This is a genomic window from Sphingomonas sp. UYEF23 (assembly GCF_040546165.1).
Lineage (GTDB): Bacteria > Pseudomonadota > Alphaproteobacteria > Sphingomonadales > Sphingomonadaceae > Sphingomonas > Sphingomonas glacialis.
Map to the genome: position 1 here is coordinate 126,428 of NZ_JBEPNG010000004.1, position 22,446 is coordinate 148,873.

General features: G+C 67.4%; 26 protein-coding genes. 10 read left to right on the top strand and 16 right to left on the bottom strand.

Features of this window, described 5'->3' with window-relative positions; translation table 11 throughout:
* The first annotated feature begins 210 nt into the window (after positions 1–210).
* From ABIB28_RS09465 to ABIB28_RS09475, 3 genes are all read left to right on the top strand, one after another.
* Entirely contained in the window at positions 211–948 is a 738-nt protein-coding gene (locus ABIB28_RS09465; RefSeq protein WP_354287948.1) for a hypothetical protein, read from the top strand.
* A 166-nt stretch (positions 949–1,114) separates the two neighbouring features.
* Positions 1,115–1,549 carry a hypothetical protein gene (locus tag ABIB28_RS09470; protein WP_354287949.1) on the top strand — a complete coding sequence of 145 codons (435 nt, stop codon included), beginning with the start codon at positions 1,115–1,117 and terminating at the stop codon, positions 1,547–1,549.
* A gap of 60 nt (positions 1,550–1,609) precedes the next feature.
* Entirely contained in the window at positions 1,610–1,996 is a 387-nt protein-coding gene (locus ABIB28_RS09475; protein ID WP_322162577.1) for a hypothetical protein, read from the top strand.
* 25 nt (positions 1,997–2,021) lie between these two features.
* On the opposite strand, the gene ABIB28_RS09480 is transcribed toward ABIB28_RS09475, so the two are convergent.
* Positions 2,022–2,666 (bottom strand): TMEM175 family protein, encoded by a 645-nt coding sequence (locus ABIB28_RS09480; RefSeq protein ID WP_354287950.1) that lies wholly within the window; start codon positions 2,664–2,666, stop codon positions 2,022–2,024.
* Between the two features lie 93 nt (positions 2,667–2,759).
* On the opposite strand from ABIB28_RS09480, the gene hslV reads away from it, so the two are divergent.
* Entirely contained in the window at positions 2,760–3,314 is a 555-nt protein-coding gene (gene hslV, locus ABIB28_RS09485; RefSeq protein ID WP_133186502.1) for an ATP-dependent protease subunit HslV, read from the top strand.
* 96 nt (positions 3,315–3,410) lie between these two features.
* Positions 3,411–4,706, top strand: a complete 1,296-nt coding sequence (gene hslU, locus ABIB28_RS09490; RefSeq protein ID WP_189675804.1) for an ATP-dependent protease ATPase subunit HslU — start codon at positions 3,411–3,413, stop codon at positions 4,704–4,706.
* A gap of 194 nt (positions 4,707–4,900) precedes the next feature.
* Here the strand turns inward: hslU and ABIB28_RS09495 are convergent, their stop codons facing one another.
* The 13 genes from ABIB28_RS09495 to ABIB28_RS09555 form a co-directional block, all read right to left on the bottom strand.
* Positions 4,901–5,272: a hypothetical protein gene (locus tag ABIB28_RS09495; RefSeq protein WP_322162583.1), complete on the bottom strand. Its 372-nt coding sequence runs from the start codon at positions 5,270–5,272 to the stop codon at positions 4,901–4,903.
* Entirely contained in the window at positions 5,269–5,676 is a 408-nt protein-coding gene (locus ABIB28_RS09500; protein ID WP_354287951.1) for a hypothetical protein, read from the bottom strand. The genes ABIB28_RS09495 and ABIB28_RS09500 overlap by 4 nt, the downstream gene beginning before the upstream one ends.
* Before the next feature lie 57 nt (positions 5,677–5,733).
* On the bottom strand, positions 5,734–6,462 hold the full coding sequence (gene gloB / locus ABIB28_RS09505; protein WP_354287952.1) for a hydroxyacylglutathione hydrolase: 729 nt from the start codon (positions 6,460–6,462) through the stop codon (positions 5,734–5,736).
* Positions 6,462–6,878, bottom strand: a complete 417-nt coding sequence (locus tag ABIB28_RS09510; RefSeq protein WP_354287953.1) for a VOC family protein — start codon at positions 6,876–6,878, stop codon at positions 6,462–6,464. The genes gloB and ABIB28_RS09510 overlap by 1 nt, the downstream gene beginning before the upstream one ends.
* Positions 6,879–6,954: 76 nt before the next feature.
* Positions 6,955–7,713 carry a tetratricopeptide repeat protein gene (locus ABIB28_RS09515; RefSeq protein ID WP_354287954.1) on the bottom strand — a complete coding sequence of 253 codons (759 nt, stop codon included), beginning with the start codon at positions 7,711–7,713 and terminating at the stop codon, positions 6,955–6,957.
* Entirely contained in the window at positions 7,710–8,447 is a 738-nt protein-coding gene (locus ABIB28_RS09520) for an alpha/beta hydrolase family protein (RefSeq protein WP_354287955.1), read from the bottom strand. The genes ABIB28_RS09515 and ABIB28_RS09520 overlap by 4 nt, the downstream gene beginning before the upstream one ends.
* Positions 8,448–8,626: 179 nt before the next feature.
* On the bottom strand, positions 8,627–9,538 hold the full coding sequence (locus ABIB28_RS09525) for an alpha/beta fold hydrolase (protein ID WP_354287956.1): 912 nt from the start codon (positions 9,536–9,538) through the stop codon (positions 8,627–8,629).
* A complete protein-coding gene (locus ABIB28_RS09530; RefSeq protein WP_354287957.1) occupies positions 9,535–9,744 on the bottom strand; it encodes a helix-turn-helix transcriptional regulator in 210 nt (69 codons plus the stop codon). Before ABIB28_RS09530 ends, ABIB28_RS09525 begins: the two co-directional genes overlap by 4 nt.
* Positions 9,741–10,160 carry a hypothetical protein gene (locus ABIB28_RS09535; RefSeq protein ID WP_354287958.1) on the bottom strand — a complete coding sequence of 140 codons (420 nt, stop codon included), beginning with the start codon at positions 10,158–10,160 and terminating at the stop codon, positions 9,741–9,743. Before ABIB28_RS09535 ends, ABIB28_RS09530 begins: the two co-directional genes overlap by 4 nt.
* On the bottom strand, positions 10,157–10,564 hold the full coding sequence (locus tag ABIB28_RS09540) for a hypothetical protein (RefSeq protein ID WP_354287959.1): 408 nt from the start codon (positions 10,562–10,564) through the stop codon (positions 10,157–10,159). Before ABIB28_RS09540 ends, ABIB28_RS09535 begins: the two co-directional genes overlap by 4 nt.
* Before the next feature lie 220 nt (positions 10,565–10,784).
* Complete coding sequence (locus ABIB28_RS09545) at positions 10,785–12,404, bottom strand: NAD(P)/FAD-dependent oxidoreductase (protein WP_354288098.1); 1,620 nt, start codon at positions 12,402–12,404, stop codon at positions 10,785–10,787.
* 190 nt (positions 12,405–12,594) lie between these two features.
* Positions 12,595–12,849, bottom strand: a complete 255-nt coding sequence (locus tag ABIB28_RS09550; RefSeq protein ID WP_332792487.1) for a DUF6356 family protein — start codon at positions 12,847–12,849, stop codon at positions 12,595–12,597.
* Positions 12,850–12,867: 18 nt separating this feature from the next.
* The gene (locus tag ABIB28_RS09555; protein WP_354287960.1) at positions 12,868–14,262 is read right to left on the bottom strand and encodes a UDP-N-acetylmuramate--L-alanine ligase; all 1,395 of its coding nucleotides are present in this window, start codon (positions 14,260–14,262) and stop codon (positions 12,868–12,870) included.
* Between the two features lie 46 nt (positions 14,263–14,308).
* On the opposite strand from ABIB28_RS09555, the gene ABIB28_RS09560 reads away from it, so the two are divergent.
* From ABIB28_RS09560 to ABIB28_RS09580, 5 genes are all read left to right on the top strand, one after another.
* Positions 14,309–15,124, top strand: a complete 816-nt coding sequence (locus ABIB28_RS09560; protein ID WP_354287961.1) for an LD-carboxypeptidase — start codon at positions 14,309–14,311, stop codon at positions 15,122–15,124.
* Positions 15,125–15,172: 48 nt separating this feature from the next.
* Positions 15,173–16,528, top strand: a complete 1,356-nt coding sequence (locus ABIB28_RS09565; RefSeq protein ID WP_354287962.1) for a M48 family metalloprotease — start codon at positions 15,173–15,175, stop codon at positions 16,526–16,528.
* Positions 16,528–17,259, top strand: a complete 732-nt coding sequence (locus ABIB28_RS09570) for a DsbA family protein (RefSeq protein WP_354287963.1) — start codon at positions 16,528–16,530, stop codon at positions 17,257–17,259. The genes ABIB28_RS09565 and ABIB28_RS09570 overlap by 1 nt, the downstream gene beginning before the upstream one ends.
* Positions 17,260–17,444: 185 nt before the next feature.
* On the top strand, positions 17,445–18,371 hold the full coding sequence (locus ABIB28_RS09575; protein WP_354287964.1) for an ABC transporter ATP-binding protein: 927 nt from the start codon (positions 17,445–17,447) through the stop codon (positions 18,369–18,371).
* Positions 18,372–18,498: 127 nt separating this feature from the next.
* On the top strand, positions 18,499–19,293 hold the full coding sequence (locus ABIB28_RS09580; RefSeq protein ID WP_354287965.1) for an ABC transporter permease: 795 nt from the start codon (positions 18,499–18,501) through the stop codon (positions 19,291–19,293).
* Between the two features lie 145 nt (positions 19,294–19,438).
* Here ABIB28_RS09580 and ABIB28_RS09585 read toward each other — a convergent pair whose 3' ends face one another.
* Both ABIB28_RS09585 and glpX read right to left on the bottom strand, forming a co-directional pair.
* Positions 19,439–21,301 (bottom strand): CocE/NonD family hydrolase, encoded by a 1,863-nt coding sequence (locus ABIB28_RS09585; RefSeq protein WP_354287966.1) that lies wholly within the window; start codon positions 21,299–21,301, stop codon positions 19,439–19,441.
* A 141-nt stretch (positions 21,302–21,442) separates the two neighbouring features.
* Positions 21,443–22,411 (bottom strand): class II fructose-bisphosphatase, encoded by a 969-nt coding sequence (gene glpX, locus ABIB28_RS09590; protein WP_133186552.1) that lies wholly within the window; start codon positions 22,409–22,411, stop codon positions 21,443–21,445.
* Positions 22,412–22,446: the final 35 nt, after the last annotated feature.

The following is a 22,446-nucleotide window of genomic DNA, read 5'->3' on the forward strand; positions in this document are numbered from 1 at the left end:
CGGCACCACACCGTCTGCCGCTGTGGCAAACCCCGATCATCGGCCAGCGCTGTCGCGCCGCCGTCCGGGCCGCGGCGGGGGCGCTCGTCGCTTGCTACGCAAAAGCCGCGACGGCGCGGCGTAAAAAAAAATCTTGCGGATGGGGCTGTCCTACAGCGCGTTGTTCTGTATATGTTCCGAATCCTCGCTACCCATGGAGAGGACCGACTCATGCCGTCAGACTCGACCCAGCCGCCATCCGACACCGCGCCCGTGCGCGATCCCGCGTTCGATCACCCCGCGCCCCCGCAAACCCCCGACGCGCCACCCCAGCCGCCCAGCCGCCACGATCCGCATGCCGCGATCAGGGCGCGGATCCGCAAGCTCCAGCGTGCCGGGGCGGCGCGCGCGCCCGAGGCCGCGCCCCATGCCCCGCGCGCGCCGGAGCCCGCCCAGAAGCGCCGTCGCCGCGCGAACGGCATGGTGTGGCGCGATGTCTCCGCCACCGGCTGGACGACCGACAAGCAGCGTGCCTTTCTCGAACATCTCGCGACGCACGGCTGCGTCAGCCACGCCGCGGCGCATGTCGGCCTGTCGAAGCAATCGGCCTATGCGCTGCGCCACCGCGGTGGGCGCACGATGTTCGCGCTCGCTTGGGACGTCGCGGTCCGCTCGGCGCGCAAAGCGCTGCTCGACGAAGCGTTGGAGCGCGCCTTTGCCGGGCGGTCGCTGCCCGTCTGGTATCGCGGCGAGCACGTCGGCGAGCGCATCGTCCATAACGACCGGCTGCTGATGCAATTGCTCGCGCATCCCTTCGAGCCGATCGATTCGGCGTATGACGCGGCGTCGCTGGCGCAGGCCTGGCCGACGTTGCTCGCGCAGGTCGATGCCGAGCTGCCCTTCGACATGAAGATGCTGCGCACGCGCGACGCCGATCATGACGAAAACGGAAACGATGACGAGCGATAAAGACAGTTCCGGGGGTCAATCGAGTCAAGCGCGCACGCTTCGTCGCACGCTCCCGACCGTATCGCGCGCTGTGCGGCATCGCTCCGCCGCGCGGCGGGGCGGCGGTGGCGGGCAACCTTATCGCCGCCCGCGCATTGCGCTTGGATACGATAACAGGAGGATTCGAATGCGCACCCTCACTCTCGGCCTGTTGGCCGCTTGTACCTTCGTCGCCGGCTGCGACGAATATGGCGACAGTTACGGCGGCGGCCCGCGCCGCGGCTATGGCGGCGGCTATTCGCAATACGATTACGACCGGCCCGATCCGGCGTATAACGGCTACGATGCCTCGCGCTATTACCGCGACGACAATCGCCGCTATCAGGAGCGCCAGCTGAGCAACAACGACCGCGTCTATCGCGGCAGCGACGGGCGTTACTATTGCCGCCACAGCGACGGCACGACCGGTCTGGTCGTCGGCGGGATCGCGGGCGGCGCGCTCGGCGCGGCGATCGCACCGGGTGGTTCGGGCGTGCTCGGCGCGTTGCTCGGCGGTGTCGGCGGCGCGCTGGCCGGCCAGGCGATCGACAAGGACAGCACGCGCGACGCGCGCTGCCGCTAACTTCCTCGCGCGCGGTGGCCCCGGTCGCCGCGCGCCCGATTTTGCAGAATGAGATGTGACATGGCCAAGACCCAGATTCCCAAAAGCGCCACCAAGCGCGCCCCCGCGCCGCAGGCCGCCAGCGCCACGCCTGCGATCAGCCGCACCGCGGCCTGGTCGATCGGCGCGGTCGTCGTCGCGGCGGGCGCCGGGCTCGCCGCGTTCCTGACGCGCGGGCGGATCGCGAGCGCGCTCGCCAAGGCGTCGGGAACGGCCGAGGGGCATGTGCCGACCGACCTGCTCGATCCCAAGCGCAATGCCGACGATCGCGCGATCGCCGATTTCCGCCCCGACATGGATGCGGTGATGACCGCCGCCGAGCGCGAGGCGCTGCGCCCGCCGGTCGGCAAGCCGTCGATCACCGCGTCGAACGGCTCGATGAACGCGATGACCGCGCCCGCCAATTGAGCGGGTGCCGCGCCCGCAGGCTGGCTCAGGCCGCCGTGCGGGCGAAGCGGCGATGGACTTGCCGCCGCAGGATCGCCTGCCACAAGGGGATCGTCAGCAGCCCCATCTGGCTGAGCGGCGCGATGAAGAAGGCAAGGCCGAACGACGCCGTCGCGCCGAGCACCACACCGATGCCGCGGATGCGGACTTGCGCGATCGTCTCGGGTGCGGTGTCGGCGCGGACGATACCCGGGCTGGTGGTGCGATAGGTCACCCACATGCTGAGCAGCCCTGTAACGATCAGCGTCAGCGCATAGAGCGCCGAGGGGACGAGCGTCCCCAGATTGGCGCTCATGAAAGCGGTCGCGAACGGCATGAACACGATCGCGCAGAGCATCAGGATATTGGGCGCGAGCAGCTTGTCCGAATAGCGCCCCGCCAGCGCGAAGGCGCGGTGATGCCCGGTCCAGAACGCCGCGATGACGAAGAAGCTGACGAAGAAGCCGAACAAGCTCGGGCCGAGATCGGCGAGCGCTTGGAGAAAGGCGGCGGGCGGCGCGCCATGTGGCAGATGCGGCGGGTGCACCTCGATGATCAGCAACGTGATCGCGATCGCGAACACCGCATCGGAAAAGAAGATCAGCCGCTCGAGCGGGTGATCGGGCCCTGCATGGCCGTGCTGGTCGCTCATACGTATCGTTCCCCCGCGCCTCCTATCGCCGAGCAGGGCGCGCCGATGCAAGCCGGATTGCACAGCGCGACCCTGCATCCCATATCGCCCTCCATGAGCGAGAACAAAATTGTGTGGCACGGCACCACGATCCTTTCCGTGCGCAAGAATGGGCGCGTCATCGTCGCCGGCGACGGCCAGGTGACGCAGGGTCAGACGGTGATGAAACCCAATGCGAAAAAGGTGCGGCGGCTGGGCGACGGATCGGTGATCGGCGGCTTCGCCGGCGCGACCGCGGATGCCTTCACGCTGTTCGAGCGGCTCGAGCGCAAGCTTGAGCAGCATCACGGGCAATTGCTGCGTAGCGCGGTCGAGCTCGCCAAGGATTGGCGGACCGACAAATATCTGCGCAACCTCGAGGCGATGATGATCGTCGCCGACAAGGACGTGACGCTGATCCTGACCGGGAATGGCGATGTGCTCGAGCCCGAGGCCGGGATCGCCGCGATCGGATCGGGCGGCAATTTCGCGCTCGCCGCAGCGCGCGCGCTGGCGGATTACGAAGCCGATGCCGAGACGATCGCGCGCAAGGCGATGGCGATAGCGGGCGAACTCTGCGTCTACACCAACGACCGGCTGACGGTCGAAGGGCTCGACACGAGCGCGTGATGCGCGTCGCCCCGGCGGAGGCCGGGGCCGCTAGGCTCTAGCGCGCGCCCTTGCACCATAGCGGCCCCGGCCTCCGCCGGGGCGACGGAAGCAGATATGAACCAGGACCTCACCCCCAAAGCCATCGTCGCCGCGCTCGACGCGCACATCATCGGCCAGGCCGACGCCAAGCGCGCGGTCGCGGTCGCGATGCGCAACCGCTGGCGCCGCCAGCAGCTCGCGCCCGATCTGCGCGACGAGGTCAGCCCCAAGAACATCCTGATGATCGGGCCGACCGGCTGCGGCAAGACCGAGATCAGCCGCCGGCTGGCCAAGCTCGCCGACGCGCCGTTCATCAAGGTCGAGGCGACCAAGTTCACCGAAGTCGGCTATGTCGGCCGCGACGTCGAGCAGATCGCGCGCGACTTGGTCGAGGAAGCGATCCGGCTCGAGAAGGAGCGGCGGCGCGGCGCGGTGAAGGACAAGGCCGAGGAAGCCGCGATGGCGCGCCTCCTCGACGCGCTGACCGGCAAGGGCGCGAGCGAGGCGACACGCGAGGCCTTTCGGCAACGTCTCCATGACGGCCATCTGCGCGACACCGAGATCGAGATCGAACTCGAGGCGGCGCCCGCGATGCCGTTCGAAATGCCCGGCGGTGGCGCGCAGATGATCAACCTGTCCGAGATGATGGGCAAGGCGTTCGGCGGCGGCCAGCTCAAGCGCCGCAAGCTGAGCGTCCCCGCGGCATGGGACAAGCTCGTCGAGGAGGAGGCCGACAAGCGGCTCGACCAGGACGAACTCAGCCGCGCGGCGATCGCCGATGCCGAGGCGAACGGAATCGTCTTCCTCGACGAGATCGACAAGATCGCGGTGAGCGACGGGCGCGGCGGATCGGTCAGCCGCGAGGGCGTGCAGCGCGATCTCTTGCCGCTGATCGAGGGAACGACGGTCGCGACCAAATACGGGCCGATGAAGACCGATCACGTGCTCTTCATCGCGAGCGGTGCGTTCCATGTCGCCAAGCCGTCCGACCTGTTGCCCGAGCTGCAGGGGCGTCTGCCGATTCGCGTCGAGCTTAAGGCGCTGACCGAGGACGATTTCGTTGCGATCCTCTCCGACACCAAGGCGTCGCTGACGCAGCAATATGTCGCGCTGATCGCGACCGAGGGCGTTGCGGTCGAGTTCACCGCGGAGGGTATCCGGGCCGTCGCGCGGATCGCCGCCGAAGTGAATGGCGAGATCGAGAATATCGGTGCGCGGCGATTGCAGACGGTGATGGAAAAGCTGCTCGAGGATGTCAGCTTCAATGCCGAGGATCGCGGTGGCGAGACCGTGGTGGTCGATGCGGCGTATGTCGAAACGCATCTTGCGAGCATCGCGCGCAATACCGACCTCAGCCGGTTCGTGCTCTAACAAGGCGGGGCATCGTCTTCGCCTTCAGGACTGTCGCAGCCCCTCCCGTTCGCCCTGAGCCTGTCGAAGGGCACCTCGCCGCTTGCGCAGGGGGTGTGGGTGCGGCGGGGCTTCGACAGGCTCAGCCCGAACGGGTCTGGAGTGGCGCGCTTTAGCGAGGCTGCGGCGGCTTCGCCCTGGAAACGGCCCGATTCCTACCGCGGCTTGTCCCACGGCACGAAGCTCCCAAGCCGACAGCGCGGTCCCGGGATCGTGCTGCCCGTGCGTTCGAGCGTGTAGAATTGATCGTTGCGGCACAATTGCCCACCATAGACCTCGGTAACGACGATCGCATCGTCGTCGAGCCCGGGGCAGCCATTGGGCAAATCGTTGCGCCACATCCGGCCGCCGTCGCGGTACAGCAAGGTGCGGTCACCGATAACCTGCGGTGCGCCGACCCGGCTGGGCGAAACGCAGGTCTCGGGCTTGCCCGGCGTTCGGCCCGCAAGCGCCTTGGCGAGATCCTTCGCATCGTCCGATGCGGTAGCCCCGCCCAGCGCCGCCGCCAGCAGCAGCCCGCGGATCACGGCCTGCGATAGGGGACGAAGTCGCCGAAGCTGCAGCTTCCGCTCGGCGTGCTCGTGATGAGATCGGCCGTCCGCACGATATCGCCGCGGCAGAACTGGCTGCCGAAGGTCTTGGTGATGATCGCATCGCCACGCCGCAGGCCGAAGCAGCCGCCGCCGGTATCGTTGACCATCACGTCGTTGCGGCCGTTCTTGTAGAGGATCTTGTCGCCGACGCGCGTCGAGTCGCGATACCGGAAGGTGTCGATGCAGCTTTGCGGCTTGCCCGGCACGAGGCCCGCAAGCTGCTTGTCGAGCTCGACCTGATCGCGCGCCGCTTCACGTGCGCGATACTCTTTCGAGTCGGCGGACAGCGCGGCGCTCGCGCCAGCCAGCACGACGAGCGGAAGGATGAAGCGGAACATGCGATCGGTCCTTTTCAAAACGCTTGCGGCCCCATCCGCGTCATACCGCAGATACGGCTAGAATGCATCCTTGGCTGCACGCCGCTCGGCGAGCTGGTCGGCCGATGTCGCGCGCAGGAACGGGTTGGTCGCGAGCTCGAGCGCAATCGTCGTCGGAACAGTCGGTTCGCCCGCTGCGCGCTGCGCATCAACCGTAGCCATCCGTTCGGTGACGGCCTGATTGTCGGGCTCGGCAGCGGCGGCGTAGCGGCCGTTCGACTGCGTATATTCGTGCGCGCAATAGACGATCGTCTCGGGCGGTAGCGCAGCAAGGCGCTGCATGTTGCCGTACATCTGCGCGGCATCGCCCTCGAACAGCCGCCCGCAGCCCATCGCGAACAGCGTGTCGCCGCTGAACAGTGCAGCGTCGTCGGCCATGTAGAACACGATGTGCCCGGCGGTGTGGCCGGGCGTCTCGATCACGCGCGCGACATGCGTGCCGATGCGCACCGAATCGCCTTCGCGCACGCCGTAATCGAGCGTCGGGATCTTGCCCGCTTCGGCGGCGGGGCCACTAACCACCGCGCCGAGCGCCTTGATCGCGGCATTGCCGCCGGTGTGATCGGGGTGCCAGTGCGTGTTCCAGATCTGCGAGATCGTCCAGCCGCGCGCCTCGGCCGCGGCGAGCACGGGGGCGGCGTCGCTCGGATCGATCACCACGGTCTCGTCGGAGACGGGATCGTGCACCAGCCAGACATAATTGTCGCTGAGCGCCGGGATGCGGACGATCTCGAGCGCGCCTGCCATCACCATTCGCCGGTGTTGGGCATCGACGCCCACGGCTCGGCCGGCGCCAGCGCGCCGCCTTCCTGGAGCAGTTCGATCGAGATGTTGTCGGGGGTGCGGACGAACGCCATGTGGCCGTCGCGCGGCGGGCGATTGATCGTCACGCCGCCATCGTGCAACCGCTGGCACGTCTCGTAGATATTGTAGACGCGGTAGGCGAGATGCCCGAAATTGCGCCCGCCGGTATAGGGTTCGGGATCCCAATTGTGCGTCAGCTCAACCTGCGCGTCATGGTCGCCGGGGGCGGCGAGGAAGATCAGCGTGAAGCGGCCTTTCTCGCTGTCCATCCGCCGCACTTCCTCGAGCCCGAGCAGCTTGAAGAACGCGATCGTCGCGTCGGGATCGGTGACGCGGATCATGGTGTGGAGATATTTCATCGGCGCGCTCCATTGTGCTTTGCGCCGAGATAGGCGCGCGCGAGCAGCGATGCCACCCCGACGCGTTCCAAAAGCGTCAGGGCTTGGCGGTGAACTGCAGCAATGCGGCGGCGGCGGCCTTTCCGGGGGCGCTGTCGGGCCGCAGCGTGACGGCTTGCTGCCACGCGGCGCGCGCGCCGGCTTCGTCCTTCGCGAACGCCGCGATATTGCCCGCCTCGAGCTGGACCGCTGGGTCGTCGCTGCCGCGCCGCAGCGCTTCGGCGATGTCGTGCTGCGCGCGGACGATCTGGCTCTGGCGCCGCGCGAGCGTCGCCGAGAGCAGCCAGGCGAGCGGGTCTTCGGGCACCTCGGCAAGCGCGCGGTCGAGATCGTCTCGCGCACCGTCGAGATCGCCCCCGGCAACCATCGCGCGCGCGCGGTCGAGATGCGCTTCGCCCAGCGGCAGACCGGTCAGAGATCCGCCCGCCAGCGCGGCATCGAGCGCGGCGCGCGCCTTGGTCGCATCGCCCGAGGCAAGCCAGGCATTGCCCGCTTGCGCCCAGTAATTGACCGCACGGCCGTCGCCGGCCTTTTCGGCGGCACGCGCGGCGGCATCGAACGCGGTCGCGGCGGCGGGCCAGCGCTGTTCATTGGCATAGGCCATGCCGAGGCACTGCCCGGCAAGAAAACCACCGCCCGCGAGTTGCCATTGTCCGGCTTCGGCTTCGGCCAAGGTCGGGTTGTTGGTCGCCAGATCGAGGCACTTTTCGTAGCGCTGCGACGGCGGCGGGGCGGGCGGGCCGATCGGCGCGGCGCTTTGCGCGAACAACAGGGGAGCGAGCAGCAACAGGGTCATAGGTCGGCCATCACACTTTCGAGCGTCGCCTCGAGCAACGCGAGGTCGGCGTCGCGCGACAGGCGGTGGTCGCCTCCCTTCACCAAAGTAAGCTGCACATCGGCTGAACGGAGCTGCTCAACCAGATGGATCGAGCGGTTGGCGGGCACTTCGGTATCGGCCATGCCGTGGAGCAACCGCACCGGCACGTCGATCGCGAGACCCGAGAAGAGCACGCGATTGGCCTCGCCCGACTGCCAGAAGGCGCGAGTATAGACCATCGGCAAATCGGCGTAGCGCCCGACCTTTTCGAGCCGGCCTTCGGACAGGATCGCGAGCTTCTGTTCGACGGTGAAGCCCCAGTCGGTGAAATCGGGCGCCGCCGCGATCCCGACGAGCGCCGCCACCTTTTCGGGATGGTCGCGCGCGACGAGCAGCATCAGCCAGCCGCCCATCGATGATCCGACCAGCACCGCGGGGCCACCTGCGGCTGCGTCGAGCATCGCGACGACATCGTCGCGCCAGCCGGCGAGCGTCTGCTCCTCGAAGTCGCCCTCGCTGCTGCCGCAGCCGCCATAATCGAAGCGCAGATAGGCGCGGCCTTTGCGCTTCGCCCACGCCTCGAGCGCGAGCGCCTTGCTGCCCTCCATGTCCGAGCCATAGCCCGGCAGGAAGACGATCGTCGGGCCCGCGCCCTCGGTCAGGTGATAGGCGAGCGCGGGGCGGGCGGGGGTGGGGGAGAGCGTGTCGGTCATGGCGCGGAGGCTTAGCGGAAGATTACGGGAGGGGAAATCGCGCTTTCCTCAGCCTCCCGTTCCCCGGCGCAGGCCGGGGCCCAGTCGCGGGCCGCTGCAGGGAAGCGCTGCGCTCGACCGGCTCCGCACTTCGCTGCTGGGCCCCGGCCTGCGCCGGGGAACAGGGGCGCGTTGGCCCTTTACTTCGCCTCGACGAAGGCGAGCACCGCCGCCTTGAACGCGTTGGGCTGGTCGAGCATCACCATGTGCGCACTCTCGGCAATGTCGGCGAAGGCGATATGCGCCGCGGCGGCGTATTGCTTGCGATAGAAGGCGTCGGCCTTCGCCTTGGGCAACGTCGCCGCATTCCACGGATAGAGCATCGTGAGCGGCGTCGCGATCGTCGCGAGCGACGGGCGCAGGTCGGTCGTCAGATCCTCGTACATCGCCTCGCCGGTGACGCGCGGATCGGCGGCCTTCGTCCAGGCGGACATCGTGACGACGCTGCCGGGCTTGAGCGCGAGTCCCCGCGTTTGCGCCGCTACCATCTCTTCGCTCAGCGGCTTGCCATAGGTCGCGACGATCCCGTCGCGCATCTTGGCGGCATAGGGCGCGACCATCGCGGGCGTCGGATCGACCCCGGGCGGGGCCATGATCACCGCGAAGAACGGCAGCGAATCGACGATCATCAATCGCGACAGGTCGCTCGGATGCGCTTTTGCGAGCATCAGGCCGACCAGCCCGCCCATCGAATGCCCGACGACCAGCGCCTTCTGCAGCTTCTCCGCCGCGATATAGCCGTCGAGATCTGCGACGATCCCATCGAGCACGCCGGGCTGGAGATTGGCCCCCGGATCGTCGGCGCCGAAACCGTTGACCTGCACCAGAATGACACGGTGCTTCGCGGCGAGCGCGGGCGCGACGCCGTCCCATACCGCGCGCGGGGAGGCGAGGCCGGGGATCAGGATCACCGGGCTGCCCGTGCCGATCGTCACGATCGAGATATGCGGCAACCGCACCTCGGGTGTCGCCGCAAGCGGCGCCGCGAGGGCGGGCGTGGCGAGAAGCAGCGCGAGCGCGGCAACGAGGCAGGCTTTGACGACAGGCTTCACGCTACATCTCCTTTGGAGGGGCTGGCAAAAATCGCTTCGATCGGGAGCTCGAACAGTTCGGCGATACGGAAGGCGAGCGGGAGCGAGGGATCGTACCGCCCGGTCTCGATCGCGTTGACGCTTTGGCGCGACACGTCGAGCCGCTCGGCAAGATCGCCCTGGCTCCAGTTGCGCTCGGCGCGGAGCACGCGCAGGCGGTTGATCATGCCGCGTCCTCACCGCGCCGCTCGATCACGGCGTTGACCGCCGATCCGAGGCCCAGCCCGGCAAACCATGCGATCGGCACGAAGAACAGCGGCACGTGCGGCACATGTGCATAGACTTCGAGAAACCCCCAGCCGGTCGCCAGCGTCATCGCAAAGCCCGTCGCGACCAGCGCCTTGCGCACTTCGAGCATCCGCCGATATTCGTCGCGCAGGTCGATCAGATAGCGCCCGATGATCCAGAACACCGCGCTGAGCGGGAACGCGGGGAGCAAGGCGATCAGCCACAGCAGCGGCCCCTCGGCGTGGAGCGCGCGGATCAGGAAGGGCGATACCCAGACCAGCACGGCGTAGAGCGCCATCGTCGGGACGAAGCGGCGCAGATAGGCGCGGTCGGCCGGGTCGATGCGGCGGCTCACAGCGCGGCGTCCGCGCCGAACAGGCGATCGGCGCAATTGCCCAGGCCCAGTCCGCCAAACCACAGCACGGCGACATAATAGGGCTCGACATGGCCGACCAGGTCGAACGCCTCGAGGAAGCCCCACAAGGTCGCGGCGCTCAGCGCGAAGCCGCTTGCCCACAGTGTCTGGCGGACCATCAGCATGCGCAGATATTCGTCCCTCTCGTCGACCAGATAGCGCCCGATCGCGACGAACACGCCGATGATCGGCAGCGCGGGCAGCACCGCAACGACCCACGCCGCCGGACCGGCAACGAGCTGATGCTTGAAGGCATAGACCGCGCCAAGCAACGCGGCGGCGTACAGCAGCGCCAGCCAGAGCGTGCGGACTTGATAGCGGCGGGCGGCAACGGTGCGCGACATGGAAAGCTCCCTTTCACGTTTGTGAAGGAGGCTTTACAGTCAAGGTCGCTTGTCTGTCAAGCGAGCTTTCCACCCGGTTTGTGTTGCGGGTGTGCCTCTCCGTCACCCCGGCCTTGTGCCGGGGTCTACCGGGATGCGCGTACTACAGCGACCGCTCGCGCGGCACGGTGGACCCTGGGACGAGCCCGGGGTGACCAATGGAGGGCGAAACAGCCCAAACTTACCCGCCCATCGCCCGCGCGACCGCCTCCGCCACCTTGATCCCATCGACTGCAGCCGACAAAATCCCCCCGGCGTACCCAGCGCCTTCGCCCGCCGGGAACAGCCCGGCAGTGTTGAGGCTCTGGAAATCGTCGCCGCGCGTGATGCGGAGCGGCGAGGAGGTGCGCGTCTCGACGCCGGTCAGCACCGCGTCGGGATGATCGTAGCCTGGGATCTCGCGGCCGAACTGGACGAGCGCCTCGCGCATCGCGGTCACCGCGAACTCGGGCAGGCATTCCGCGAGATCGGTCATGTGGACGCCGGGCTTGTACGACGGCACGACGCTGGCGAGCTTGGTCGAGGCGCGTCCGGCAAGGAAATCGCCGAGCAATTGCGCCGGCGCGGCATAGGTCGATCCGCCCGCGACGAAGGCGCGCGATTCCCAATGGCGCTGCAGCGCGATGCCGGCGAGCGGATCGCCGGGATAATCGCGCGCCGGGTCGATCCCGACGACGAGCCCCGAATTGGCGTTGCGCTCGTTGCGCGAATATTGGCTCATGCCGTTGGTCGCGACGCGGCCTTCCTCCGAGGTCGCCGCCACCACCGTTCCGCCCGGGCACATGCAGAAGCTGTAGGCGGTGCGGCCGTTCTTGGCGTGGTGCGACAGCGCGTAATCGGCCGCGCCGAGGATCGGGTTGCCGGCATTGGGGCCGAAGCGCGCATCGTCGATCCACGATTGCGGATGCTCGATGCGGACGCCGATCGAGAAGGGCTTGGCCTCGAGATAGACACCCTCGGCGTGGAGCATCGCGAAGGTATCGCGCGCGCTGTGGCCAACCGCGAGCACGACCTGTTCGGCCTCGAGATAATCCCCGGTGTGCAGATGCAGCCCGCGCACCTTGCGCGTGCCGTCGGCTGCCGTCGCGACGTCGATCCCGTCGACACGCGTCTCGAAGCGATATTCGCCGCCGAGCGCTTCGATCGTCGCGCGCATGCTCTCGACCATCGTGACGAGGCGGAAGGTGCCGATATGCGGGTGCGCCTCGGTCAGGATCTCAGGCGGCGCGCCCGCCTTGACGAATTCGATCAGCACCTTGCGATCGAGATGCCGCGGGTCCTTGATCCGGCTGTAGAGCTTGCCGTCGGAGAAGGTCCCCGCGCCGCCCTCGCCGAACTGGACGTTAGATTCGGGGTTGAGGACGCTCTTGCGCCACAGCCCCCAAGTGTCCTTGGTGCGTTCGCGCACGACCTTGCCGCGATCGACGATGATCGGCTTGTAGCCCATCTGCGCGAGGATCAGCCCGGCGAACAGGCCGCACGGGCCGGTGCCGATGACGACCGGGCGCGGGCCGCTATAATCCGCGGGGGCCTGGGCGACGAATTTGTACGCCGTGTTTGGCGTCGGCTGGACGTGGCGGTCCTTCTTGAAGCGCGCGAGCACGGGGGCTTCGTTGCGCAGCGTGACGTCGACCGAATAGACGAGCTGGATGTCGCTCTTGATCCGCGCGTCGTGCGCACGCCGCGCGATCGAGAACCGGACGAGATCGCGCGGGGTGATCCGCAAGCGATTGCGGATCGCGGCGGGCAGTTCCTCGTCGGCGTGATGGAGCGGGAGCTTGAGTTCGGTGATGCGGAGCATTGCGACGCTGTAGCGGGGAAGCGCGCGTTCGGGAATGTAGTTCCTCCCCGGCTCGGGGAGGGGGACCGTGAGCATTCAGCGAACGGTGGAGGGGGCTGGCAACGGGCGCAGCGCACGTGGCACGCCCCCTCCACCCCTCGGCTGAAGAAGCCGAGCGGTCCCCCTCCCCGTGCCGGGGAGGATTAAGGGGTCAGATCACATATTCGACGGTGCGGCGCTGCAATTCATCCGCGCTCGCCGCCGCGCGCTTCGCCACGATCTGCGCGTTCAACCGCATCACTGTGCGGCTGCCGGTGGTCTTGAACGCGAAGGGCAGGAAGGCGTGCACCACCCCGGCCAGCCCGCCGCCGATCATCGTCAGGCCAAAGCGCGAGGCGACGACGAAATGCTCGCCAAAGGTCTCGCCGACCGAGGCGGGGTGATCGAGGAACAGGCGGCGAAACATAAGGCGGCTCCTTGTAGGTCAGCGCAGTCTAGCGGCAATCTGTGGCAACATGTCGGCAGCAAGCTGGCTCAGCGTATCGTCGCGCGCCCCCATTACCACGATCCGGTCGCCGGGTCGCGCCTGCGCGACGACCCACGCGGCGGCATCGGCGCGATCGGCGATGTGGTGCGCCTGCGCGCCGATCTCGGCGACGATGTCGGCGCTGGTCACCGCGCGCGCGACGGTGCCGCCCTGGTATACCGGGTCGGGCAGGACCAGCAGGTCGTCGCCGCCGAGCGCGTCCCGGAACATCGCGACCAGCTCGCTGCGCATCACCTTGAGCGGCCCGTAGCCGTGCGGCTGGAACAGCACGAGCAGCCGTCCGGGAAAGGCGTGGAGCGTGGCGAGCGTCGCGGCGATCTTGTCGGGGTTGTGCCCGAAATCGTCGAGCACGGTGACGCCGGCGGCCTCTCCGACCAGCTCGAAACGGCGCTTGAGGCCAATAAAACCCTCAATGGCGCGCGCCGCCTCGGGGAACGATATGCCCGCAGCTACAGCCGCCCCAATCGCGGACAACGCATTGGAGACGTTGTGGCGGCCAGGGACTTGCAACGTCACATCCATCACAACGTCACCGTCAGTCACGGTAAACAGAACTGAATATGGTCGCTCATCGATGTCGATGCACACAATGTCGGCTTCGTGATCGATCGCAACGGTCATCAAGCGATCGGGCGGAAGCGCATCCGCGAGCGCGGCGCCATCGGCGTTGTCGATGTTGATGACCGCCGTCGTGGCCTTGCTGATGAAGTCGCCGAACAATTCCCGCAGTTCCTCGAGCGATTTATGGTCGAGGCTGACATTGTTGAGCACCGCGATCTTTGGCGCATAGAGCGCGATCGAGCCGTCGCTCTCGTCGACTTCGCTGACGAACGCGTCGCCCGCGCCGACCAGCGCGCTCGCAAACGGCGCGTCGGGCGCGACGAAATTCTTCATCACCGCGCCGTTCATCACGGTCGGGTCGCGGCCACAGGCGTGGAGGATCCAGCCGATCATCCCCGTTACGGTCGACTTGCCGCTGGTCCCCGCAACGCCGATCGGCAGCGCGCTCGCATTGAACAGCGATGCGAGCAGCTCGGGCCGGCTGAGCCGCTGTGCGCCGACGCGCTCGGCCGCAACGATGTCGGCAACGGTGGGTTCAACTGCGGCCGAAGCGACGACGATCTGCTCGGCCGACGTCACGCCCGAGCCGTCCTGCGGGAACAGCGTCACGCCCTTGGCGGCAAGGTCGGCGAACTTGGCGGGCAGCGCACCGCGATCAAGCGTGCGGTCCGACCCCGCGACGGTCGCGCCGCGCCCGGCGAGGATCATCGCGAGCGGCATCATGCCGCTGCCGCCGATGCCGACGAAAAAGTAGGGTTTGCCGTTGTTCATCGCAGCGGGCTATCGCGGGCAGCGACGGAGTGCAACGGAGATGAACATGCGAATTGGGATCGTGGCACCCGCCAAGGGGATCGACGAAGCGCTGGCGGCGCGGGCGCTCGGCCTTGCGGCGGTGGCGATGCCTTCGGTCGATCTCGTCTTCCATCCGCAATGCTTCCTGTCCGACGGCCATTTCGCCGGCCCCGACGCGGCGCGCGCGGCGGCGTTCCTCGAAATCGCCAACGATCCTGCGTTCGACGCGATCTGGTTCGCGCGCGGCGGCTATGGCTCGAACCGCATCCTCCACACCGTCATGCCGCTGCTCGGCGAGGCCGCGCGGCGGAAGACCTATCTCGGTTTCTCCGACATGGGGTTCCTGCTCGGCGCGCTCTATGCCGCCAAGATCGGGCGGCCGGCGCACGGCCCGATGATTCTCGATGCGCGGCGCAGCGATGGCGGTTTTGCCTTCGCGCGGGGCTTGCGCTGGCTCGCCACCAAGGACCGCGCGGTGCTCGAACCCGGGCTCGACGGACACCCCGCTGCCGCGTTCAACCTCGCGATCCTGACAGCGTTGATCGGCACGCCGTGGCTGCCCGATCTCACCGATCACGTGCTGCTGATCGAGGAAGTGTCCGAACCGCTCTACCGCATCGACCGGATGCTCTTCACGATGGCGCACGCGACGCAGTTGAAGGGGCTGGCGGGCGTGCGGCTCGGCAACGTCACCGATATCCAGGCCAACGAACCGCCGTGGGGCGAAAGCCTAGAGACGATGATCGCGCGCTGGTGCGGCGAGATGGGGGTGCGCTATCTCGGGCGCGCCAAAATTGGCCATGGGGCGGGCAATCACGTCGTCCCGTTCGGCCTGGCGTAGCGCCGCATGGGCGTTGCCCCGGCCGCCAATCTCGGCGATACGGGGCGGATGAAGCGACTCTTCGCGGCGTGCGCGCTCTCCCTCCTCGCCTGGGCGCAACCGGCGGCAGCGCAATCGATCCTGCGCGATGCCGAGACCGAAGCGATGTTCAACGACATGTCGCGTCCGCTGATCCTGGCGGCGGGGCTCTCGCCGAGGAACGTCAAGGTCGTCCTGATCAACGACGATTCGATCAACGCCTTCACCGCGGGCGGGCAGACGGTCTATGTCCATTCGGGGCTGATCCAGGCCGCCGACAATGCCAACCAAGTCCAGGGCGTGATCGCGCACGAGCTCGGGCATGTCGCCGACGGGCACGTCGTGCTGATGGACGCGGGCATCAAGCCCGCGCTCGGCGTCTCGATCCTCAGTATGGTGCTCGGTGTCGCGGCGATCGCCGCGGGCGCGCCCGAGGCGGGGGCGGGGATCCTCTCGGCGGGCACGACCGCGGCGCAGGGCAAGTTCCTCGCGTTCAGCCGCGTCCAGGAATCGACGGCCGACGCCACCGGCGCGAAATTCCTGCGCGAGGCCGGCGTCACCGGCAAGGGCATGCTGACCTTCTTCAAGAAGCTGCAGAACGAGGAATATGCGTACGGCCTGAAGAACATCGATCCGTTCGCGCAGAGCCACCCGCTGTCGGGCGAGCGCATCGCCAGCCTGACTGCCGACGTCATCGCCTCGCCGGCCTATGGCAAGAAGCCCGACCAGGCGCTCGAGGAACAGTTCAAGCGCATCAAGGCCAAGCTGCTCGGCTATGTTGCCGACCCCAAGACCACGCTCAACACCTATCCCGACGAGGATCAGAGCCTCTATGCGCACTATGCCCGCGCCTATGCCTGGCACAAATCGGCGTACCCCGAGAAAGCCGATGCCGAGGCCGCCGCGCTGATCAAGGCCGCGCCGCATGATCCGTATTTCCTCGAGATCCAGGGCCAGATCCTGCTCGAGGCAGGCAAGCCGCTCCAGGCGCTGGCCCCGTTGCGCGAGGCGACCGAGCTGTCGCGCAACGCGCCGCTGATCGCGACGACCTTCGGCCACGCGCTGATCGCGACCGAGGACAAGGCGAATTACCCCGAGGCGATCAAGGTGCTGCGCCAGGCAGTGGCGCGCGACGACGAAAATCCCTTCGCCTGGTATCAGCTCGGCACGGTGTACGAGGCGATGGGCGACCAGCCGCGCGCGATGCTGGCGAGCGCCGAGCAAGCGAGCCTGACGGGCAACGTCCCGCTCGCCGCGTATAGCGCGCGCGGCGCGATGCAGGGGCTCGCCCCCAACAGCGTCGACTGGATCCGCGCGCAGGACATCGCGCTCGCTGCGCAGAACGAAATCGACGACAACCCGAAGAAATATAAGAAGAAACGCTGATGCGCCCGGCCTGGAATTCCCTAACCCTCGCGCTCGTCGCGGGGTTGATCGGCGCGGCCGGTTTTGCCAGCCTGGAACGGCTGATTCCGGCGAGCGGGGGGGAGCGCGCACGCGTCGAAGGCGTGGTGCACGATTATCTGATGGCGCATCCCGAGATCCTTCCTGCCGCGATGGACGCGCTGCGCGACCGTGGCCATGCCGAGACGATCGCGGCGAACCGCAGCGCGATCTACACGCCGGTCGGCAGCGCCTGGGCGGGGAGCACCAACCCGAATGTCACCGTGGTCGAATATTTCGATTACAATTGCGGCTATTGCCGCGCCAGCCTGCCGACCATCGCGGCATTGCTCAAGAGCGACCCCAAGATCCGCATCGTCTATCGCGACTTCCCGATCCTCGCGCAAAGCAGCATCGATGCCGCGCGGATGAGCTTGGCGGCGGCCGAGCAGGGCAAGTTCCAGGCGTTCCACGACGCACTCTATGCCGGCGGCCCGGTCAGCACGCAGAGCATCGCCGCGGCGGCGAAGACCGCGGGCGTCGATGCCGCGCGCGCCGCGGCCTATGCGCCGCGCGCCGAGCAGGAGATCACTTCGAACGCAACGATCGCACGCGCGCTCGGCATGACCGGCACGCCGAGCTGGGTGATCGGCACCAAGGTGGTTTCCTCCGCGCTCCCGCTCGAGGACTTGCAAAAGGCGGTCGCCGAAGCGCGCGCGGCTGGGCTCAAGTAACACCCGTCACCCCGGCCTTGTGCCGGGGTCCACCGTGCGGCGCGCGGTCCGGCGGCAGTTCGCGCGGCACAGTGGACCCCGGCACGAGGCCGGGGTGACGGCGCGATAGGCATCGCGACTTTCATACCGAGCGGTTGTTATCTCCCCGCTACCGCCCTATCTGCGCGACAACAATCGGGGGCAGCATGGACACCATTCTATCGATCGCGGGCGTGTCGAAGACCTACGCCTCGGGACATCGCGCGCTCGAGCCGGTCGATCTCGACATCGCGCGCGGCGAGATCTTCGCGTTGCTCGGGCCCAACGGCGCGGGCAAGACGACGCTGATCTCGATCATTTGCGGGATCGTCACGCCCAGCACGGGGACCGTGATGGTGCTTGGCCATGACGCGCAGACGGATTTCCGCAGCGCGCGCCGCGCGATCGGCCTCGTGCCACAGGAACTGTCGGTCGACATGTTCGAGACCGTGCTCGCCACGGTCAAGTTCAGCCGCCGCCTGTTCGGCAAGGCCCCTGACGACGCGCATATCGAGCAAGTGCTGCGCGACCTGTCGCTCTGGGACAAGCGCGACGCCAAGATCCGCGAGCTGTCGGGCGGCATGAAGCGCCGCGTGCTGATCGCCAAGGCGCTCAGCCACGAACCCGAGATCCTGTTCCTCGACGAGCCGACCGCGGGCGTCGACGTGGCTTTGCGCCGCGATATGTGGAAGCTCGTCCACAAGCTCCGCGCCGCCGGCACGACAATCGTCCTGACGACGCATTACATCGAGGAGGCCGAGGAGATGGCCGACCGCGTCGGCGTGATCGATAAGGGGCGGATCATCTTGGTCGAACAGAAGGCCGCGCTGATGAAGAAGCTCGGCAAGCGGCGGATGCTGATCGCGCTGCAGGCGCCGATGACCGCGGTGCCCGCCGATCTCGCGGCATGGAACCTCGCACTGGAGGATGAGGGCGCGACGTTGCTCTACACCTTCGATTCGGAGAATGAGGACATTCCGGGGTTGCTCGCGAAGCTCGGCACGCTCGGCATCGGCTATCGCGATCTCGAGACGCACAAGAGCTCGCTCGAAGACATTTTCGTCGACCTCGTCGAACAGAAGGACGCGGCATGAGCGCCTGGGCATCTCTTCCACCCGTTCGCCCTGAGCCTATCGAAGGGCTGCTCTCAACGGACGGTGCGCTCGTGGTGAGCAGTGCTTCGACAGGCTCAGCACGAACGGAAATAGGGAGGATCGCTGCATGAGCACGCACGCCGCAACCAAGGCCCCCGCGGTCAATTTCCACGGCATCTGGGCGATCTATCGCTTCGAGATGGCGCGCGCGCTGCGTACCTTGTGGCAAAGCCTCGTCACGCCGGTGATCACCACCTCGCTCTATTTCGTCGTGTTCGGCGGGGCGATCGGGTCGAAGATCAGCACGGTCGGCGGGGTCGGCTATGGCAGCTTCATCGTGCCCGGCCTGATCATGCTCTCGCTGCTGACGCAGAGCATCTCGAACGCCTCGATCGGCATCTATTTCCCCAAATTCACCGGCACCGTTTACGAGCTGCTCTCGGCTCCCGTGTCGGCGATGGAGATGGTGATCGGCTATGTCGGCGCGGCGGCGACCAAGTCGATCGTGCTTGGGCTGATCATCCTCGCGACGGCTTCGCTGTTCGTGCCGCTCAGCATCGTCCATCCGGTCGCGATGCTCGCCTTCCTTGTGCTGACGAGCGTCACCTTCAGTCTGCTTGGTTTCATCATCGGCGTGTGGGCGAACGGCTTCGAGCAGCTGAATTTCATCCCCGCGCTGCTGATCACGCCGCTGACCTTCCTCGGCGGGGCCTTCTATTCGATCGACATGCTGCCGCAGCCGTGGCGGACGGTGAGCCTGTTCAACCCGGTGGTGTATCTGGTGAGCGGCTTCCGCTGGGCGTTCTTCGACAAGGGCGACGTGTCGGTGGGGTTGAGCCTGGGCGTGACCGCGCTCTTCCTGGTCGCGTGTCTCGGCGTCATCTCGTGGATCTTCAAGACCGGCTGGCGAATGAAGAACTGACCCGATCTCCCTCTCCTTGTGGGAGAGGGAAGGGGCCCGCGCCCGCAGGGCTTGGGAAGGGTAAGGGCAAGTGCGGTCCGGCGGCGTGCGCTGTACTCACCCGACCTCGCAGCGCTCGGCCACCCTCTCCCGACGAGAGAGGGATTTAGGGCATTACCGGCAGCACGATCTTCGAGCCGGCGCAAACACGCTGCGTCGCCTTGACGAAATCCCCCGGCCTCGCCCGCGCGATATTGGGTACGAAGCGCTGCGGGTTGCGGTCGATCACCGGGAACCAGCTCGACTGAACCTGCACCATCAGCCGGTGGCCCTTCAAGAACACATGGTCGTGCTCGCGCAGCGCCACTTCCCAGCGCGTCACCTTGCCCGGCACCAACGGCTGCGGGTTCGTGTCGCTCGCAAGGAAACGCCCCCGCCGGACATCCATCGCGATCGGGAGCTGATAGCCGTTGAGCGACTTGGCATAGTCGCCGGGCTTGGGCGATTCGGCGTTCTGCACTTGGTTGTCGGGATAGACGTCGATTAGCTTGACGACGAAGTCGCTGTCGGTCCCACTGGTCGAGGCGGCAAGCTGCGCGAAGACATGCCCCGTAACCGTCAGATCCTTCTCGAGCGGCGCGCTGGTGTAGCTCAGCACGTCGGGCCGCCCGCCGAGGAAGCGCTGGTCGGCCGCCTCCCACCACGACCAGTCGGGCGACAGATACGTCCCCGACATCGGCCGCGCGCGGAACGGCACCGGGTTGGCCGGGTCCGACACATAGTCGCGGCACGCTTCGCCCGGTGCGGGCGCCGTGAAGGACAGCGAGCCGTCGGCATGGAGATACAGGTCGGTCGGCTTGGTTCCTGCCGCCGGCCACGCCGCGTAGCTCTTCCACGTCCAGCTCCCGCTCTGGAAGCTCTTCACGCCGGTTGTCGGCTTCGCGCCCGTCCCGTGGAGCCAATAGGCGAAGAACGGCGCCTGGATCTGCTCCTGGAACTGCGTCCCGCTCGGCACGCCGTACGGGATGGGCCCGAGCGCATTGGTCGGCCGCTGCCACCAGCCATGCGCCCAGGGGCCGGCGACCATCGTCGCGAGATGATCGGGATCGTTCTGCGCCTGCTTGAAATAGATCTGCCACGATCCCGACGGATCTTCCTGATCCCAATAGCCCGCGACGTTGAGCGTCGGCACCGTCGTCTTGCCGAGCCGGTCGCTCCAGCGCTGATCGGTGTAGAAGGCGTCGTGATTGGGATGGTCGAGCAAGGCGGTGAACATCGGCACCTTGCCCTTGAACTCGGTCTTGTCGATCTGCTCGACCGGGCCCTTGGCGAGGAACCAGTCGTACGTGTCGTAGCGATCGTATTGGAACGACGTGTCCTGCGTCTTGTCGAGCTGGAGCATCGCCAGCCAGTCGGTCGCATACGACAGGCGTAGCGCGCCGTTTCGGTGAAGATCGTCGGACTGCCAGTAATCCACCCACGCCGCCTGCGGGCTGACCGCCTTCAGCGCGGGATGCGGTCCGATCAGCGCGATCGCCGCGGCGAAGCCTGGGTAGGAGACGCCCCACATCCCGACCTTGCCATTGTTCTGGGCGACGTTCTTCACCAGCCAGTCGATGCTGTCATAGGCATCGGTCGCTTCGTCGACCCGCTTCGGATCGCCGGGATGCACCGCGGTCGACAGTGTGAAGACGCCATCGGACTTGAAGCGCCCGCGCATCGATTGCTCGACATAGATATAGCCGTCACGGTCGAGCGCGACTTGATTGCCCGGCGTCTTCTTCGGCGCGGAGTCGGGCACGCCATAGGGGGTGCGCGAGAACAGGATGGGCAGCGGCCCGGTCTGGTTCCGCGGGCGCAAGATCACGGTCTGGAGCCGCGCGCCGTCGCGCATCGGGACCATCACTTCTTCGTAGGTGTAGGGGGAGAGCGCGGGGGCAGGGGCCGCTACGGGCGCGGCCTGCGGGCGCGCAGCGATCGGGCCGGCCAGCGCGACACCGGCAGCCAGCGCCGCCACAACTTTACGCATACCCAACCCCCAAACGTCACCCCGGCCTCGTGCCGGGGTCCACCGTGCCGCAAACGCTCACGCGGCAAGTGTGCGGCACGGTGGACCCCGGGACAAGCCCGGGGTGACGATATGGTTTAGGGTCTGGGGCTTAGGCGCGCCTCAGATCCGGTGTTCGCCCTTGACCCAGCGCACCGTGCCCGAGCTTGCGCGCATCACGACGCTCTCGGTCGTCATGATGTGCCCCTTGCGCTTCACGCCGGCGAGCAGCGAGCCGTCGGTCACGCCGGTCGCCGCAAAGATGCAGTCGCCGCGCGCGAGCTCGGTCAGGTCGTATTGCTTGTCGAGATCGGTCACGCCCCACTTCGCGGCGCGCGCACGCTCGTCGTCATTGCGGAACAGCAGCCGGCCCTTGAACTGCCCGCCGACGCAGCGCAGCGCCGCGCACGCGAGCACGCCCTCAGGCGCGCCGCCCGAACCCATATAGATGTCGATCGTCGTGTCGGGGTTGGTCGTCGCGATCACGCCGGCCACGTCGCCGTCACCGATCAGCATGATTCCGCAGCCAAGTGCACGCAACTCGGCGATGATCTTGGCGTGGCGCGGACGATCTAGCACGCAGGCGATGATCTCCGACGGCTTGACGCCCTTGGCAGCCGCCAGCGCGGTGACGTTCTCGGTCGGCGACTTGTCGAGGTCGATGATCCCCTCGGGATAGCCCGGGCCGCACGCAATCTTGTCCATATAGACGTCGGGCGCGTTGAGCAGCCCGCCTTCCTCGGCGATCGCGAGCACCGCGAGCGCGTTCGGCCCGGCGGTGGCGCAGATCGTCGTGCCTTCGAGCGGATCGAGCGCGATGTCGATCTTCGGGCCCTTGCCGATCGCCGAGCCGACCTTTTCACCGATGAACAGCATCGGCGCCTCGTCGCGCTCGCCTTCGCCGATGACGACGGTGCCGTCCATGTAGAGCGAGTTGAGCGCGGTGCGCATCGCATCGACCGCCGCCGCATCCGCCGCCTTTTCGTCGCCGCGCCCGGTGAGCGTCGACGCGGCGATCGCAGCCGCCTCGGTCACGCGGACCATTTCGAGCACTAGAACACGGTCGAGCGTTTTGGAAGCGGTGGTGGTCATTGACGAAGCATCCTCTTGTTTGGGGAGGGACTAGG